This is a genomic window from Schaalia meyeri (assembly GCF_900105015.1).
GTDB lineage: Bacteria > Actinomycetota > Actinomycetes > Actinomycetales > Actinomycetaceae > Pauljensenia > Pauljensenia meyeri.
This window is the reverse complement of the sequence record NZ_FNLK01000008.1, coordinates 120,532-136,725: the sequence shown is the minus strand read 5'-3', so window position 1 is coordinate 136,725 and position 16,194 is coordinate 120,532. Positions and strand designations below refer to the sequence as shown.

Sequence of the window (16,194 nt, the reverse complement as noted above, 5' to 3'; positions counted from 1 at the left end):
CACCTTGGGGCCTCCCTCATCCGAGTATGGTTCCGTTAGCCGCTAAACTGGCGAGCATGACACAGACGAATCCTCTGGTGCGTAAGGTCGTGAAGGGCACCTCCTACCTCAGACGTCACGGGGTGCGCATGACCACCGCCCGGCTCCTGCAGGGCATGGGCAACCAGATCGCGAACTCCGGCAAGGGAAAAGGCAAGGGCAGCATCCCCCTGGAGATGCTCGTTAAATTCTCTGACGCGGCCGCGCTGGACTGGGCGAGCGAACCTCATTGGAAGACCGAGCCGCGCGCCGTCGGCGAGGGACCCTACACGACAGCGTGGATCATGTCACCTCCCGGAGAGTCCTCGGGAGGACACCAGAACATCTTCCGCTTCCTGTCCTATCTGGAGGCCGCTGGGCACCGCGTGAAGATATTCCTGTATTGGGCGCAAAAGATTCCCGTCGATGCCCAGCGCGTGCGCGACATGGTGGAGCGTTCCAGCGCCTATCCGTCCCTGAAAGCCAGCTACGCCCTCTACGACCCGCCGGTCGGGGTGGGATCGGACGTCGACGCCATCTTTGCGACGGGGTGGGAGACCGCCTACCCCGCCTACCTCGACCCCTCCAACGCTCGGCGCTTCTACTTCGTGCAGGACTTCGAACCGTCCTTCTACCCCGTCGGATCGGAGAATCAGCTCGCCGAAAACACCTACCGCTTCGGTTTCGAGGCGTTCACGGCGGGCAAGTGGCTGGCTAAGAGGCTGCACGATGACTACGGGATGACGACCCACCCCTTTGACTTCGCAACGGACCTGTCGCTCTATCAGCGCACGAACGATGCGCGGCGCAAAGACCTCTTCTTCTACTCTCGTCCGGTCACCATGCGCCGCGGCTTCGAACTGGGGTGCATTGTGCTGGCCGACGTCAAGAAGCGCCGCCCCGACATCCGCATCCACATGGCGGGATGGGATGTCTCGGACTGGAAGGTCCCCTTCGACTATGTGAATCACGGGGCCATGAAACTCGAGGAACTTTCCCCGCTGTACAACCAGTGCGCCGCCGCCCTCGTCATGTCGCTGACGAATCTGTCGCTGCTGCCCCTCGAGTTGCTGTCCTGCGGGACGATCCCGGTCGTCAACGATGGCCCCAACAACAGGCTGGTCGCAGACAACCCCAATATCGATTACGTGCCCCTGTCGCCCGGCGCCCTGGCAACAGAGCTGATCCGCATCGTTGACGCGTCCGACCAGGTGGAGCTCTCGCGTCGCGCCGCGGCCTCGGTGAAGTCCCTCAGCTGGGAGGACTCGGGCAGGCGGTTCGTCTCAGACTTTGCGGAGGCCATGCATGTCTAAGATTTTGGTGGTTGGAGGAAACGGGTTCCTCGGCTCTCACCTGGTCGACGCGCTCGCGCAGGGCGACGCGACGACGATCCGCGCCTTCGATATGTTCGGCAACGGAACCCACTGGAGCGCTCGCGGCGTCGAGGCCTTCGACGGTAACTTCCTCAACCGCGACGACGTATCGCGCGCCGTTTGCGGGATGGACATCGTCGTGCACATGCTCTCGACGACGGACCCTGCGACGGCGGAGAACGACCCCACGCTGGACGTGCGCACGAATATCCAGGGCAGCATTGACCTCTTCCGCGCGTGCGTGGACGCTGGGGTGCAGCACGTGTACTTCGCCTCCAGCGGCGGCACGATCTACGGCGACCAGGACAAGGTCAGCTACCACGAGGACGACCCCACGCTTCCGGTTTCCCCCTATGGGATCGGCAAACTCACCATCGAAAACTACATGCGTTTCTTTGCGCGTAAGTTCGGGCTGAACTCGACCTCCCTGCGCATCTCCAATCCGTATGGAACCAGGCAAAATCCGCACAAGCGACAGGGCATCATCCCCATTTTCCTGCGGCATGTCCTGGGCGGCGAGCCGCTGACCGTCATGGGCGATGGGAGCATGTTCCGCGACTATATCTACGTGGGCGACTTCGCCTCCATCGTGTCGACCATGATCCAGCGGGGTGCGACCCGGTCGATCTACAACATCGGCTCGGGACACGGCACCAGCGTCGCTCAGATTGTCGCTTCCATCGGGCGAGTTACCGGGACGAACCCGGAGATTCAACACGTTCCCACCCCCTCAACCTACGTGCACGGATCCGTCCTCAATACGGAACGCGTGAACGCAGAGTTCGGTCCTTTCGAGATGACGCCGCTCGACGAAGGGATCACGAAAACATGGCAGGAGATCCAAGCACATGGCCACTGAGACCCACTTCGTTGACGGACAAGACGCCACCCTGGACGCGAGCGTGGTCATCCTGACGTACAACGGTGAGCGGCATATTGACGAGATCCTCGCCTCTTTGACCAGCCAGCGCTTCGACGGTACCTACGAGATCGTCGTCATCGACTCAGGTTCCACCGACTCCACTTTGGACATTGTCGCGAAGTATCCGGGTGTGCGCCTCCACCAGATCCCAAACAGCGAGTTCGGGCACGGCAAGACCCGCAATCTCGGGGCGCACCTGGCGAAGGGACGCATCGTTGCCTACCTGACGCACGACGCCACCCCGGCCTCGGACAGGTGGCTGCACGAGATCACCGCGCCGTTCGCGATTTCCGATCGAATCGTCGCCGTCATGGGATCGCAGATTCCCCGGCCCGATGCCTTTCCTCTGCTGCGATACGAGATCAAGGGCGTGTTCAATGGGTTCGGACCGGGCTTTGGGACCACGCTGTTCTACGACGACGACTTCATCCAGGACGAGGGCGTAAGAAACGCCGTTACCTTCTATTCCGACGTGAACTCCGCGGCCCGCAAGGACTTGCTGACCGGCGAGGTCCCATACCGCGACGTCTCCTACGCGGAGGACCAGCTGCTGGGGCGGGACGTCATCGCGGCCGGATACATCAAGGCCTACGCCCCTCGCGCCGCAGTCATGCACTCCAATGAGATGACGGTGGCCGAATATGACGATCGCATGTTCGAGGAGACCCAGGGACTGCGCGAGGTGGGGATCGACGTCGCGATGCCCTCGATCCCCACGGTGATCCGCATGGTGACGACGGGAATCCTGAAGGACGCGCTGCGTCTTGCCCGCGACCGCGGGGTCGGCAGGCGCCGCAAGATCAGCGGCTTCTTCTTAAACCCCGCCTACCACGTTCAAAAGTGGAGGGGCGTGCGCAGGGGCGTTCGTTCCCCGCTGAAGCGATACGGTCAGTGAATGACTGACGATGTGGTCGGAGATAGTGAGTTATGATGACTGAAACCACGCCACAATCCCCTTCGTCACCCCTTGAGGTGCGAGTGGCGCGCATCGAGGGAGAGCCCCTGCGCGAGCTGGGGGACAAGAGAGGTCTGTGGGCCGGAACGAAGCGTGCTTTTGTCGACATCTGGCACCGTCGTGAGCTTTTGCGTCTGCTCATCAACCGTGAGCTCAAGGCGCGCTATAAGGACTCGAACCTGGGGTTCGTGTGGTCGATGTTCAAGCCGCTCTCCCAGCTGCTCATCTACTTCATCGTGATCGGTCAGTTCCTGGGGGCCTCCCGGGGCATCCCCTCCTTCGCGATTTTCGTGTTCACGGGCCTGACGGCCTGGGGTTTCTTTCTCGAAGCGGTGACCGGGGGAACCGGGTCGATCGTGGCCAATTCCGGGCTGATCAAGAAAGTCTATCTGCCTCGCGAGATCTTTCCCCTCTCGACCCTGGGTACCGCAGCGGTCAACTCTGCGATTCAACTGGTGGTCCTGCTGGTGGCGATCGGTGTCACGGGGGCGGTCCCCTCTGTTTCCCAGCTGGCCTACCTGCCGCTTAGCCTGATTGTGCTGGTCCTGTACGCGACGCTGTGCGCGCTGGCGCTGTCGGCGCTCAACGTTTATATGCGCGACATTCAGCACCTCATCGAGGTCATTACCTTCCTGGCGTTCTGGGCCTCCCCGATCGTGTACTCCTACAGCTACGTGCAGCGGGCGCTGGCCACGAGCTATCCGATCGTGCACGAGGCCTACCTCGCTAACCCCATCACGCTGGCTATTCTCGGCTTCCAGCGGTCGCTGTGGGCTGCGGGGGCGGATCAGCCCTGCCCCACGCACCTCATGACCCGCTTGGCCCTCGCGGCCGTGATCGGTCTCGTCCTCATCTTTGGGGCGCACCGCGTTTTCGCGCGCCTCGAGGGAAATTTCGCTCAGGAGCTGTAATGTCAATGCCCGAGGTTGTCCGAGTGGACAACGTTTCCAAGGTCTTTCAGCTGCACAGGGACACCTCCGTGAAGGACCGCGTGCTGCGTTCCTCGCGGTCCCGCGTCCAAAAGTTTCGCGCGCTCGACTCCGTGAGCGTGGACGTTCGTCTCAACGAATCCGTCGGCCTGATGGGGCATAACGGATCGGGTAAGTCCACGCTGCTCAAGATTATGGGTTCCATCATTCGCCCGACGACCGGGCGCGTGACCACGCGCGGGCGCATGGCCGCTTTGCTGGAGCTTGGCGCCGGATTCCACCAGGATCTCACGGGGCGCGAGAACGTCTTTTTGAACGCCTCGATCCTGGGGATGACGCGCGCAGAAACGGAAGCGTGCTTCGATGAAATCGTGGACTTTTCCGGCATCGAACAGTTCATCGATACCCAGGTGAAGTTCTATTCGTCGGGCATGTATGTGCGGCTCGCGTTCGCGGTCGCCGTCCACTCGGACCCGGATGTTCTTCTCGTGGACGAGGTGCTGGCGGTCGGCGACGAGCCCTTCCAGCGCAAGTGCATGGATAAGATCCACGAGTTCCAGACCGAGGGGCGGGCAATCGTCTTGGTGTCCCACTCGGCCGAGCAGGTGGAGTCCGTGTGCACGCGAGGAGTCGTCCTCGATCACGGCAAGCTTGTCTTTGACGGATCGACGTCCGATGCCGTGCGCATTTTGCGCGAGGGATTCCAACGCGATGCGCTGGCCGCTCCCGTGCATACGGAGGAAACGGGCATGATATCCATCCGCGACATCGCGATGGTGGACGAGGCCGGGGAACCCATCCGCGTCGCCCGGACGGGCGACACCATCCGTATTCGCATGGATCTCAGCGCCACCAAGCGCATTGAGGGCTGGGTGACGGCTTTTTCTCTGGATACGAATCTCGGGCAGAAGCTGCACTACTACAACTCGCGTAATTCCGGTGCGAGCCTGCCCGCTATCGAAGGAGACGCAACGGTGATGATCACCGTTCCGACCCTGACCCTGGGCGAGGGGATGTACCGGATGAACGTGTCGATCGACGACGCGGGCGGGCAACCCTACGCGCAACGGGACGGCGCGTGGGATCTGGTGGTGCAGGGCAACGGCATCGGGTCGGGACCCGTGGCGCTGAACTCCTCGATCGAGGTGGACGCCTGACACGCGGGTTTTCCCGTTCGTGCGGCATTTCCTCCCCCAACTAGCGCGTGCGTGAATACTCCGTTCGCATCTGCGGCATAATGGGGACGGCGGCGGGCGCGTGCGCGCCCGACAACACACGACCACGACATGCCTGCGGGCGCTCAAAGGAGAAAATACATGAAGATCGTCGTGACCGGCGGTGCCGGCTTTATCGGAGCGAATTTCGTTCACACGCTGCTTGAGGACCATCCGGACGTCGACGTCGTGGTCCTGGACAAGTTCACCTACGCGGGCAATCGCGCCTCCCTGGCGGACATTCCCGAGGATCAGGCGCCGCGCCTCACCGTCGTTGAGGGCGACGTCACTGACGCGGACCTGGTTGACGGCCTGGTTGCGGGGGCGGACGCGGTGGTCCACTTTGCTGCCGAGTCGCACAACGACAATTCGCTGCTCGATCCCTCGCCCTTTATCCAGACGAACCTGGTTGGCACCTTCACCCTGCTGGAGGCCGTGCGCCGCCACAAGGTCCGCTTCCACCACATCTCCACGGACGAGGTTTACGGTGACCTCGAGCTGGATGACCCCGCGAAGTTCACCCCGACCACCCCCTATAATCCGTCCTCGCCCTACTCCTCCTCCAAGGCCGGTTCGGATCTGCTGGTGCGCGCGTGGGTGCGTTCCTTCGGCGTGGAGGCGACCATCTCGAATTGCTCGAACAACTACGGACCCTATCAGCACATTGAGAAGTTCATTCCCCGCATGATCACGAACCGTCTGCGCGGCGTGCGTCCCCGCCTCTACGGCGACGGTCTGAACGTGCGCGACTGGATCCACGTGCGCGACCACAACACGGCCGTGTGGGACATTCTTATGAGGGGCCGCATCGGCGACACCTACCTGATCGGCGCGGATGGCGAAACCAACAACCGCGACGTCGTGGCCATCTTGAACGAGTTGATGGGCTTTGCCCCCGACGATTTTGATCACGTGAGCGACCGCCCGGGTCATGACCTGCGCTACGCGATCGACAACTCGAAGCTTGTCACCGAACTCGGTTGGCAGCCCCGCTTCACGAACTTCCGCGACGGCCTGGCCGATACGATCGCCTGGTACACGGGCAACGAGGCGTGGTGGGCTCCCCTCAAGGAGGCCGTTGAGGCAAAGTACGCCGCCGAGGGGCACTGAGTCCTTGGTCGGCGTGACCCCGGATGGGGGAGTGCCTCGTCCCCGCGTCACCGTCCTCATGGCCACCTACAACGGGATGGCCGAGGGCGGGGCGTGGCTCGACGAGCAGGTTGACTCCGTGCTCGCCCAGGTGGGCGTGGACGTGTCGCTCGTCGTATCCGACGACGCTTCAACGGATGCGACGCGCGCCCACCTCCAGCGGCGTTCGGCCCTCGACCCTCGCATCACAGTCCTGCCCCAGCGCGACGGTCCGCCCGGGGTGACGGGTAATTTCCTGCACCTGTTCACGACCCACGTTCCCGACGGTTCTTTCGTTGCCTTCACCGACCAGGACGACGTGTGGCATGAGGACAAGCTGGAGAGGCAGCTGGCCCTCATGCGCGATGCGGGAGCGTTCGTCGTGTCCTCCAACGTCACCTCGTTCCGTTCCCTGCCGGGGGGCGGCGTGGGGGAGCGGCGCCTCATTCGCAAGTCTCAGCCCCAGCGCGCCTGGGATTTTCTCTTCGAGGCCGCCGGCCCCGGGTCCACCTACCTATTTTCTCCCGAGGCCCACCGCACTTTGGTGGAGGCTCTGGCTCGCCTGGACTACGCCGAGATTGGCGTACACGACTGGTACGTGTACGCGCTGGCTCGATCGATCGGTCTGCCGTGGGTGATCGGAGAGTCGCCTACCCTGGAATACCGCCAGCACGGGGGCAACGTGCAGGGCGCGAACTCCGGCGCGGGAGCGCGCGACGCTCGCATGGCCAGGCTGCGCAGCGGTTTCTACTGCAATCAATTCGTCCTGACGGCCCGCGCCGCCCTGGAGGTCGGTTCTTTCGAGCCCGAGCGTCGCCGCGAGCTTGTAGCGATCCTGGGCGAACTTCAGGACCGCGGGCTGGGGTCCCGGCTGCGTTTTTTCCTGCGCTGGCCGCAGATCAGGCGCGACCGAATCGAGGGGATAAAGCTGGCCGCCGCGCGCGTCCTGGGGGTCTGGTAGTCAGCGCCGGTACCTCACCAGGCCCGCATCCACGTCCTCCGTGGCCAGGATCTGGGGGAGCGAATCGGGAGGGGTGTGTCGCGGGTCGATGACGACGACGGAGCGGCCGGCCATCCACTGATCCAACACCTGCCCCGCGCCGGTATGCGCGTCCCACAGGAGCGCGACGCGACCGCCGTCGATGGGCGCCGAGGGGCGCGAGCCCGCCAGCGCCTCGTCCCTCGCTGCTGCGAGCACGGGGGGAGTACCGACGATGAGGGCGTCGGGCTGCATGGCGATCTCCGCCAGGCAATCCAAGGCGCCGTCAAGTGGCCCATCCCACGCGAAGGAGAGGTAGGCGGGGGGTTGTGCCAGGACGTGAGCGCCCGCTAATAGGGCATTAAAGGACTCAGGGCCTATAGTGTTCGTCACAAAGAGGTCGCCGGGCAGGGGGCGCCGGGTGCCGAGGATTTCCCACGCCATTGCGCGCGCCGCGACCTGCCAGAGGACGTCCTGCCACGGTTGAAGGGAAGTGTATAGGCGAGCGGGAGCCGCTTCCCCCGTGTCAAACAGATCGGTCGCAAGTTCGTTGGTCAGGTAGTTCGCGATCTTTGCCAGCCACCGGCTGACAACGGGGCCGCCGAGTTCGACCCGCTCCTGGCCGTACTGCGTCAGAGCGGGTCCTGACCAGCCGTTAACCAGCCTGACACAGTCAGTGAGCCTGATCATATTATGCGGCAGATTATCGTTCATGGTTTCAAGTATATCGGAGGTGTCATGCCCTCCAAGTACTTAGTAACTGTGAAGCTTTCGGGATGCTGCACTGTTTTACCGTCGGGTCAAGCGGAACGGGAAAGGTCTCACTATCGTGAATGCGCTTGACTTCCAGCAACGACACGCGTGTAATTCTCTTATTGATCGATTCGTTATAAGGAGGCTCCGCAATGTGGAACATCTTCGGTGACGGGCCCGTTGAGTGGTCCGAGGACGCCGACGCGGCGCTGTATGCGCGCATTGACGGCCCTCTGGCGTGGCAGCAGCACGCGCTGTGTGCCCAGACGGATCCTGAGGCATTCTTCCCCGAAAAGGGCGGTTCGACGCGCGAGGCCAAGGCTGTCTGCCAGTCCTGCCAGGTGCGTGCAGAGTGCCTCGAATACGCGTTGGCTCACGACGAGCGCTTTGGTATCTGGGGTGGCATGTCCGAACGTGAGAGGCGGCGCCTGCGCCGTATGGCCGGTTGAGTCCTACGCAGCGCACGGTCGGCGCAATCCTGGTCACGCGGGGAGAAGCGCCGCTCACACAGTCCGTTATGCGGGCCATCGAGGAACAAACGGTGGCCCCACACTCCCTTACCATCGTTGACGTCGCGGGGCGTCACGTAACCCCTTTCCCGGCCGATCGAGTGCCCGAAGGCGCGGAGCTCGTGCGCGTCGGGCGTGCGCGCAACCTCGGCGACGCCATCCGGCGCGCGCGCGCCCAAGGCGCCCCCTTCGCCTCGCAGCAGTGGTGGTGGATCCTGCACGACGACTGCGCGCCCGAACCCCGGTGCCTCAGCGAACTCACCAGGGTCGCGGCCATCAGCAAAACGGTGGGGGCCGTCGGCGTCAAGCAGCTCAGCTGGGACGGCAGCCGCCTCCTTGAACTGGGAATCTTCGCGACGGCCAGCGCCCGCAGACTCGAATGCGTCGGCGAGGGGGACATCGACCAGGGCCAGTACGACGGCACGAGCGACGTCCTGGGAGCCGGAACCGTCGGCCTCCTCCTGCGCGCCGACGCCTACGAGGCCGTCGGGGGCTTCGACCCCGCGCTGGGTCCCTTCGGCGACGGCCTCGACATGGGGCGCCGCCTTCACCTGGCCGGCTACCGCGTCGTCGTTGCCCCCCGCGCGCGCGTGCGCCACGCCCGCGCCTCCCTCTACCCCGACATCCACATCGATACCGCTGCGGTCCCCTCGGATCCCGAGTCGGCCGCCGACGGATCCTTCCGCAGGCGACGCTATGCGCAGCTGTACAACTGGTGCAAGGCCGTGCCCGCGCTCCTCCTCCCGCTCCTGGCGCTGTGGCTCCTGGTGTGGACCCCCGCCCGCGCCCTCGGGCGAATCCTGACGGGCCGCGTGTCCCTGGCTCTCCCCGAGTTCGGCGCGCTCCTGTCCCTGATCGGCGCCGCACCGCGCCTGCTCCTCGGGCGCGCTCGGGCTGCCAAATCCCGCGTCGTGCCGCGCTCCTCCCTGCGCTCCCTGGAAACCGCCCCCTCGTCCCTGCGCGCAAAGCCCGCCGGAGCGGATGAAGACGACCGCGGAGAACGTATCGATCCGCTCGCCTGCTCCTCGATGCGGCGCTACCGGATCCGTTGCGCGTCCACGGGCCTGAGCCTGCTCGCCGCGACCTGCCTCATCGCCCTGTTGCAGTGGTGGGGCGCGTCGGGGGGACTCGTTGGTGGGGCATGGGCGTATCTGCCTCCCACGTGGATCGAGCTGTGGAGCGCCGCCTGGTCCGCCTGGATCCCCGGCGGCGACGGATACGCCGGCGGCGCCGACCCCCTGACCATCCTCATGGCCCTCCTGAGCGCGCCGGTCGTCCCCCTGGGCGTCACTCCGGGGGCTCTGGCGACATTCCTGCTTCTCGCCTCTGGCCCCATCGCGGCGATGGCCGCATGGATCCCCTCTCGGACCCTGACCTCGTCCCTGCCCGCCCGTTTCCTCCTGTCCCTGGCGTGGTCGCTCGGCCCCGCGCTCATGATGAGCGCCACCCACGGCGTCCTCGCGGGCACCCTCGCTCACTGCGCACTGCCGATCTTTGCGGCGCATTGCCTGCGTTCTCCCGGCCCGCTGCTCGTCGCCGGCGCCTCCGGCGTCACGCCCGCGCCGCTGCGCCCGCGCGCCATCAACGCAGGCTGCGCATCGCTGGCCCTCCTCGTCCTGGCGTGCTGCGCGCCGTGGACGCTGCCGGTCGGCGCTGCTGTGCTGGCGTGGTCCTCCAGGCGCCGCCTCGTCGTGGCGTTGCCCGCGGCCGTCCTGCTTGCCCCCACCTATGTCTCGATCCTGGTACGTCCCGCCTCCTGGGTCGCCCTGGCCTCCACCGCCGGGGGAGTGCACGCCTACACGCGCGCGCCCTCCTGGCTCGCTATCCTGGGCATGCCAGCGGCGCCTTCGTCCCTGCAGGAGGGGATTGCGCTCGGCGGCGTAGGCGCCGCGGTGGCGGTGCTGGCGACCATCGCGCTCGTGCAGCGTCGGTCGCGCGCCGTTTTTGCGGCCTATTGCCGCGCCCTCATCGCGGCCGCGCTCGGCTGGGCGGGCTCACACGTCGCAGTGGGGCTTCACGGCACATACATCGCTTCCGCGTGGACCTCCCCCGCCCTGTCCCTGTCCTTCGGGCTCCTGCTCGCTTTGTCTTCGAACCTCACCCTCACGCGGTTCGCGCGCGCGGAGGCAACCGGCCAGCCCCTTGCCTGGGACGCTTCGCGCCCCCTCGTGCTGCGCGCGTGCGCCACCCTGGCTGCCGTCACCCTCGTCGGCGCGGGCTCGGCCGCAGCTGCCTCCGCTATCGCTGCGCGCGCCGATGCCTCATCCACCCCGACCTACACCCTGTCCCAGCGCGAGACGGTTTCGCCGATATCCTCCCCCATCATTTCCGCCGTAGCCGCCCAGGCGCAGCGCTCGCAGCGAGCCGGACGCGTCCTCGTTCTCGACGGCGATCCGACGACCGGCACCGTCAATGCTGCCCTGTGGCGCGGGACGGGCGTCAGCCTGACCGATTCTTCACCCGCGACCCGCGCGCGCTCCCTCGCCCAAGCGCGCGCAGGTGCGGCCAGCGGGTCCCTGAGTGACCCCGCCACAGCCTCGCTGGCGCAGGCAGCCTACACGCTGGTGGTCTACCCCGACGACACGACCGTGGCGACCCTGGCCGCCCACGGCGTCGACACAATCCTCGTCCCCCTCGGAGCCAGCGGCGCGCAGGCCCTCGCCGCGGGCCTGGACCGGGCGGCGGGACTGGAGAAGGTGGGCGAGACCAATTCCGGTACCGTGTGGCGCGTTCGTCCCGAAGGGGTCGCGCCCTCCCTCGTGCGGGTCGAATCCCCCAGCGGCGTTTCGAGCCCCGTCGGTTCCTCGCAGCTGCGCGTTGACGGCGAGGTCAACGCGAGCGGCACCCTCATCCTCGCGGAGAGGGCCAGCTCCGGATGGCGCGCGTCGGTCGACGGCGTTGAACTGTCCGCCGTCAAGGCGGCGGATGGCTGGTCACAGGCGTTCGACATGCCAACGGCGGGACACCTGAGCGTCACATACAGCCCCTGGTGGACCATTCCCTGGCGAATCGGCGCGGGCATCTGCCTGGTCGTCGCCACGGCCAGCGCCCTATCGAGGAGGAAGAGATGATACCCCCCAGGATCCGCTCCCTGATGACCACCGCGGGCGCCGGGTGCGCGGTGGCGGTCATGGCGGTGGCGTCCCTGTGGGTTGGTCCCGCTCCCTCAACGGTGGGCGGAACCGCGCAGAGCGCCCACCCCTCCCAGGTCCAGTTGGCCTGCCCGTCTGGAATCGTTGACCCCTTCGATACGAGCAACGTCGCCGCAGCCTCCACCTGGTCCTCACTGGACGCCGCCCCGACCCCCGCTCCCTTCAGCCTGACGGGGCACGGAGGCGTCATCCCGAGCGCGCTGACACTCGCTGGACAGGGGGGCGGCGAGCTCGCCGGACTCAGCGCGGTCGGGTGTGCAGCCCCCCGCACCTCCCAGTGGATTGCAACGGGCGCGACCACCTCCGGCGCCGACATGGTTCTGGTCCTGTCTAACCCCGGACCCACGGCCTCCGTCGTCAGCGTCGACGGATACGGCTCGTCGGGGCCCCTCAACGCGGCCCCGCGCCAGGTGACCGTCCCGGCGTCCTCATCCGCATCTGTCCTGCTCGCCGGATGGTTCCCGGACGAAACGGCCCTCGCCGTGCACGTGCGCGCCGACGGCGGAGGCGTTGCCGCGTGGGCACAGGCTTCCCTGATGAACGGCGAGGTTCCCCAGGGAACGACGCTCGCCCCGGCGGTGGTGCCCGCGACCAGCCAGACCATCCTCGGGGTGGACCCGCGGGGAACCTCCTTGCTGCGCCTCATCTCGCCCTCGGGTGACGCCCACGTCAGCGTATCGGTCGCGGACTCAGCGGGCGTGCGGGCGCTGCCCGGCGCAGAGGCGACCGTGGCGGAGGGAACCACCCTCGAAATGCCCCTGGACGGCGCCTCGAGCGACTCGACCCCGATCGCCCTCATCGTCACATCCGATCGCGAGGTCGTCGCCCAGACGACGACGATCACCCTGGGCGCCCCCTGGGCCGAGCGCGCCAGTGCCTGGATCATGCGCTCCAACGCGACCCCCTCGACCCCCCTGACGGAGGCGATGATTCCGGGTCGCACCCAGCTCAAGGAGATGGCCACCCGCGTGCTGTCCTCGACTCCGATACGCGCCACCTCCCTCGCCACCGACTCCGGGGTGAGCACCGTTCGCGCGAGCCTCCTGCTCTACGTTCCCGCCGATACTTCCGGTGTCTCGGCAAAGCAAAACCGGCGGAATAACGCTCAGTCCGGCGACCCTACCCCCACCCCCGACATCTGGGCGTCCCCCTCGCCTGCGCCCCCGCAATCCGGCCCCGCCCAGGATGCTCAGTCAAGCGGCACATCCCCCTCCACTCCGGGAGCCGTTACCGTTCGGGTGGGGGGACGGACCATCCACGTCGCACCCGGTGTCCCCACCCTCGTGGAGGCGCCCGACGCTGCGGTGCAGATCAACGCGGAATCGCCGATTCAGGCGGCCCTCGTGGTCTCAGCCGACACCGCTGTCGGCACCATGACCACCACGTGGAACGTCGGAACCGAGGGCATCAGCGCCGCCACCGGCGACATTCGCACCGCCAACTAAACCGCGCGCTCAGCGAAGCGCATCGTCGATCTCGTCCGGCGGCAGCGCCAGAATGTGACTGATCCGCTCCACCAGCACCCGGCGCGTCACGACGGACACCTCCTCTGGCGGGCAACGCTGGGTGATCGGCAGGCGATAAACCACGATCCGATCCCGAAGCCCCCTGCGCCGATCCGCCGGAAAAACCCGGGCGACGACGACATTATGGGACTCCCACGGGGCGGGGTCTGAGGGGGGAACATCCTCCACGGCGAACTCGATCGTGGCAACCTGCGGCCAACGGCGAATCATCCCCGCCACCAGCTCGCCGACCATCAGATCGAAGTCCTCACGCCGCGTCCTCCACGCTGGGGTCCCCGGGAAAAAGAGGGGACCGCGCGGACCGCGACCATGACGGTCGCGACTCGATACATGACGGCGCTTGTGCATCACCCCCTCAGCCTAGGCTCAAGGGGCGTTGGAACGCGCGATGCGGGTGCAGAGTGTCGTACCCTTAGGGACGTGATTGCCCAACGACACTGCTCCAAGCCCGGCTGTTCAACGGCAGCCGTCGCAACCCTCACGTACGATTACCGCGACTCGACGGTTGTCGTCGGCCCCCTCGCGACCGTCGCCGACCCGAACTCCTACGATCTGTGCGACGAACATGCGCAACACCTGACGGCCCCTCTCGGCTGGCAGGTCGTCCGCCTGGCGACGAGCTTCGAGCCCGCGCCCCCGTCGGGCGACGATCTCGCCGCCCTCGTTGACGCCGTGCGCAGGGTTGCCGAAGAGGCTCAGGAAGCGCCGTCCCCGAACCCAGACTCCCACAAGGCGCAGGCCGGTCCCTTTAGCCCCGCACGCTTTGCGGGAACCCCCGACACGACCAGCCCCCTGGACCCGTCGAGTCCCTACGCGCGCAGGCGCGCGCAGTTCACCGTCGTGAGCGGCGCCGACGACGAGGCGACGGGCAACTCCTAGAGGTCGAAACGAGCCCGCGTTGCTTCGTGAAAACGGGCCTTGCTGTGCGCGCGGCGCCGCGTTTCGCGTTCCCACTCCCGATTCCTGCGCGCCACCATCACCGCCGCAATCACAATCTCTGGGGGGAGGCCCGCGGGCAGGGGAGTCTGGACGCGCCGCGATAAGCGCTCCGCCAGCGATAAGGCGACCTGGGCCCGCAGATCCTTGTTGAGGGAGCGGTTCGCCCCTAAGAACGCGCGTGCTTCGGCGGCAAGAGCGTTGTCGAGGGGAAGGATCGTGGCCGTGCGCACCCACCCCTCGAGACCGGGGGGCGTCACAAGGGGCGGGAAGAACGTAGCGGAGCCCAAAGAACACACCATCGTCCCCGCCGCCATGTCTCCCAGGCGCTTGCCCTGTGAGCTAATCAGCTCAGCGCCGCAGGCGATGCCCCCCGCGGTCAGCCAGTTTTCTAAGATGCCCGTCGAGACGCGAACCGCGCTGTGGCGCGCCGTGATCGCTCCGCCGTCGTCGCGAACGACCCGCAGGTTCATCGCCCACTTCCCCAGAGATCGTCCGCGCGTGGCCACCTCGACGACGAAAGGCGCGAAGAACGTGACCGAGGAGAACACGCCGATAAAGAACACGCGCACGAGCGAGTCGGAACCCGACGACCAGGTTCGCGCGGCAATAACCGTGATGATCAGGGCAGCCCCGAGGTAGGTGGTGCAGTCCATGAAGGCCGCCGCGAGCCGTTCCGGGGGAGACGCCGGCGTCATGTCAAGGGATACGGCCTCGCCGGTGCGGACGTAGTCCCCTGGAACATCATTTGTGTGACTGCGTGGTGCGCTCATATGTGACACGCTAGTCCAATGGACATTGACGTGCTGCGGGTGAGCGGAAAAGCGGAGTGGAAACGGCTCAACGAGCTGACACGCAAGCGGTCACTGACCGGCGAACAGATCGACGAACTCGACCGCCTCTACCGGGTGGCCACCACGGACCTGGCGCGCGTGCGCACCGTGAGTCCCGATCCCGACGTGATCGCGGAGTTATCGCGTACCCTGTCCGCCGCGCGCGGACGCCTGGCGGGCACAGGCGGGCTGACGGGGGCCGTCATCGCGCGGTTTTTTGCGGTCTCGCTGCCGCTCACGCTGTATCGGATCCGGTGGGTGACCCTGGCCATCATGGCCGCCTTCATCGCGATCAGCGCGATCCAGGCGCACTATCTGATGACCACACCCGACGCCATGAACGCGCTGGGAACGCCGGAGCAGCTGCGAAACTACGCCCACAGCGCCTTCGTGGAGTACTATCACCAGGACACGCGCTCAGAGTTTGGCCTGTCTGTGTGGGCAAACAACTCGTGGATCGCGCTGCAGGGGGTGGCCACGGGCATCACGGGCGTGTATCCCCTCTGGCTCCTGTGGCAGAACGCGACGGTGCTGGGCAACGTGGCGGGCATCGTCATCGCCTACGGGGGTCCCTGGCACTTCTTTCGTTTCATCCTGCCACATGGGCTGCCCGAACTGACGGCTATATTCATGTCGCTCGCGGCGGGCCTGCGGGTGTTCTGGGCGCTCCTGGTCCCCGGTGAGGCGACCCGCTTCCAGGCTGTCGGCAGCGCCGCCCGCGCCTCCATAACCGCGGCGGTGGGGTGCGCGATTCTTCTGGCAGGATCCGGCTTCCTCGAAGGCTTCGTCACGCCCTCCGAGCTGCCTGATGCTCTCAAGATCACTCTTGGCACCCTCCTGACCGTGGCCACGTGGGCGTACACCCTAATCCTCGGCAGCCGGGCGCATCGGGCGCAGGAGAGCGCGGACGTCGGCATCGACGCGGGCTACTATCAACCCGTCGCCGGCTGAGCGCCCGGACAGCGTC

15 protein-coding genes are annotated in these 16,194 nt (G+C 66.3%); 12 read left to right on the top strand and 3 right to left on the bottom strand.

The annotated features are described in order from the left end of the window. Positions 1–56 precede the first annotated feature (56 nt). The 7 genes from BLT68_RS04120 to BLT68_RS04090 all read left to right on the top strand — a co-directional run bounded on the left by BLT68_RS04120 (position 57) and on the right by BLT68_RS04090 (position 7,500). Positions 57–1,331, top strand: a complete 1,275-nt coding sequence (locus BLT68_RS04120) for a rhamnosyltransferase WsaF family glycosyltransferase (RefSeq protein WP_074632949.1) — start codon at positions 57–59, stop codon at positions 1,329–1,331. Continuing rightward, entirely contained in the window at positions 1,324–2,250 is a 927-nt protein-coding gene (locus BLT68_RS04115; RefSeq protein WP_050695098.1) for an NAD-dependent epimerase/dehydratase family protein, read from the top strand. Before BLT68_RS04120 ends, BLT68_RS04115 begins: the two co-directional genes overlap by 8 nt. Then, a complete protein-coding gene (locus BLT68_RS04110) occupies positions 2,240–3,208 on the top strand; it encodes a glycosyltransferase family A protein (protein WP_070778129.1) in 969 nt (322 codons plus the stop codon). The genes BLT68_RS04115 and BLT68_RS04110 overlap by 11 nt, the downstream gene beginning before the upstream one ends. 83 nt (positions 3,209–3,291) lie before the next feature. After that, positions 3,292–4,179, top strand: coding sequence for an ABC transporter permease (locus BLT68_RS04105; protein ID WP_242649303.1), 888 nt, complete (start codon positions 3,292–3,294; stop codon positions 4,177–4,179). Then, positions 4,179–5,354, top strand: coding sequence for an ABC transporter ATP-binding protein (locus BLT68_RS04100; RefSeq protein WP_050695095.1), 1,176 nt, complete (start codon positions 4,179–4,181; stop codon positions 5,352–5,354). Before BLT68_RS04105 ends, BLT68_RS04100 begins: the two co-directional genes overlap by 1 nt. A gap of 159 nt (positions 5,355–5,513) precedes the next feature. Continuing rightward, complete coding sequence (gene rfbB, locus BLT68_RS04095) at positions 5,514–6,521, top strand: dTDP-glucose 4,6-dehydratase (protein ID WP_050695094.1); 1,008 nt, start codon at positions 5,514–5,516, stop codon at positions 6,519–6,521. 13 nt (positions 6,522–6,534) lie between these two features. Beyond that, positions 6,535–7,500 carry a glycosyltransferase gene (locus BLT68_RS04090; RefSeq protein ID WP_074632980.1) on the top strand — a complete coding sequence of 322 codons (966 nt, stop codon included), beginning with the start codon at positions 6,535–6,537 and terminating at the stop codon, positions 7,498–7,500. Here BLT68_RS04090 and BLT68_RS04085 read toward each other — a convergent pair whose 3' ends face one another. Further along, on the bottom strand, positions 7,501–8,232 hold the full coding sequence (locus BLT68_RS04085; protein ID WP_232618765.1) for a hypothetical protein: 732 nt from the start codon (positions 8,230–8,232) through the stop codon (positions 7,501–7,503). A gap of 191 nt (positions 8,233–8,423) precedes the next feature. Between BLT68_RS04085 and BLT68_RS04080 the strand changes: the two genes are divergently transcribed. The 3 genes from BLT68_RS04080 to BLT68_RS04070 are packed head-to-tail and all read left to right on the top strand — an operon-like array spanning position 8,424 to position 13,377. After that, on the top strand, positions 8,424–8,720 hold the full coding sequence (locus BLT68_RS04080) for a WhiB family transcriptional regulator (RefSeq protein WP_050695093.1): 297 nt from the start codon (positions 8,424–8,426) through the stop codon (positions 8,718–8,720). Further along, positions 8,717–11,851 (top strand): glycosyltransferase, encoded by a 3,135-nt coding sequence (locus BLT68_RS04075; RefSeq protein WP_074632947.1) that lies wholly within the window; start codon positions 8,717–8,719, stop codon positions 11,849–11,851. Before BLT68_RS04080 ends, BLT68_RS04075 begins: the two co-directional genes overlap by 4 nt. Next, a complete protein-coding gene (locus BLT68_RS04070) occupies positions 11,848–13,377 on the top strand; it encodes a DUF5719 family protein (RefSeq protein WP_074632945.1) in 1,530 nt (509 codons plus the stop codon). The genes BLT68_RS04075 and BLT68_RS04070 overlap by 4 nt, the downstream gene beginning before the upstream one ends. A gap of 9 nt (positions 13,378–13,386) precedes the next feature. Here BLT68_RS04070 and BLT68_RS04065 read toward each other — a convergent pair whose 3' ends face one another. Further along, positions 13,387–13,692 carry a metallopeptidase family protein gene (locus tag BLT68_RS04065; protein WP_074632943.1) on the bottom strand — a complete coding sequence of 102 codons (306 nt, stop codon included), beginning with the start codon at positions 13,690–13,692 and terminating at the stop codon, positions 13,387–13,389. Between the two features lie 186 nt (positions 13,693–13,878). Here BLT68_RS04065 and BLT68_RS04060 point away from each other — a divergent pair, with 186 nt between their 5' ends. Next, complete coding sequence (locus BLT68_RS04060; RefSeq protein ID WP_074632942.1) at positions 13,879–14,337, top strand: DUF3499 domain-containing protein; 459 nt, start codon at positions 13,879–13,881, stop codon at positions 14,335–14,337. Here the strand turns inward: BLT68_RS04060 and BLT68_RS04055 are convergent. Beyond that, a complete protein-coding gene (locus BLT68_RS04055; protein WP_074632940.1) occupies positions 14,334–15,167 on the bottom strand; it encodes an RDD family protein in 834 nt (277 codons plus the stop codon). The genes BLT68_RS04060 and BLT68_RS04055 overlap by 4 nt on opposite strands. An 18-nt stretch (positions 15,168–15,185) precedes the next feature. Here BLT68_RS04055 and BLT68_RS04050 point away from each other — a divergent pair, with 18 nt between their 5' ends. Then, a complete protein-coding gene (locus tag BLT68_RS04050) occupies positions 15,186–16,178 on the top strand; it encodes a stage II sporulation protein M (RefSeq protein WP_074632939.1) in 993 nt (330 codons plus the stop codon). The last annotated feature ends 16 nt before the right edge of the window (positions 16,179–16,194 follow it).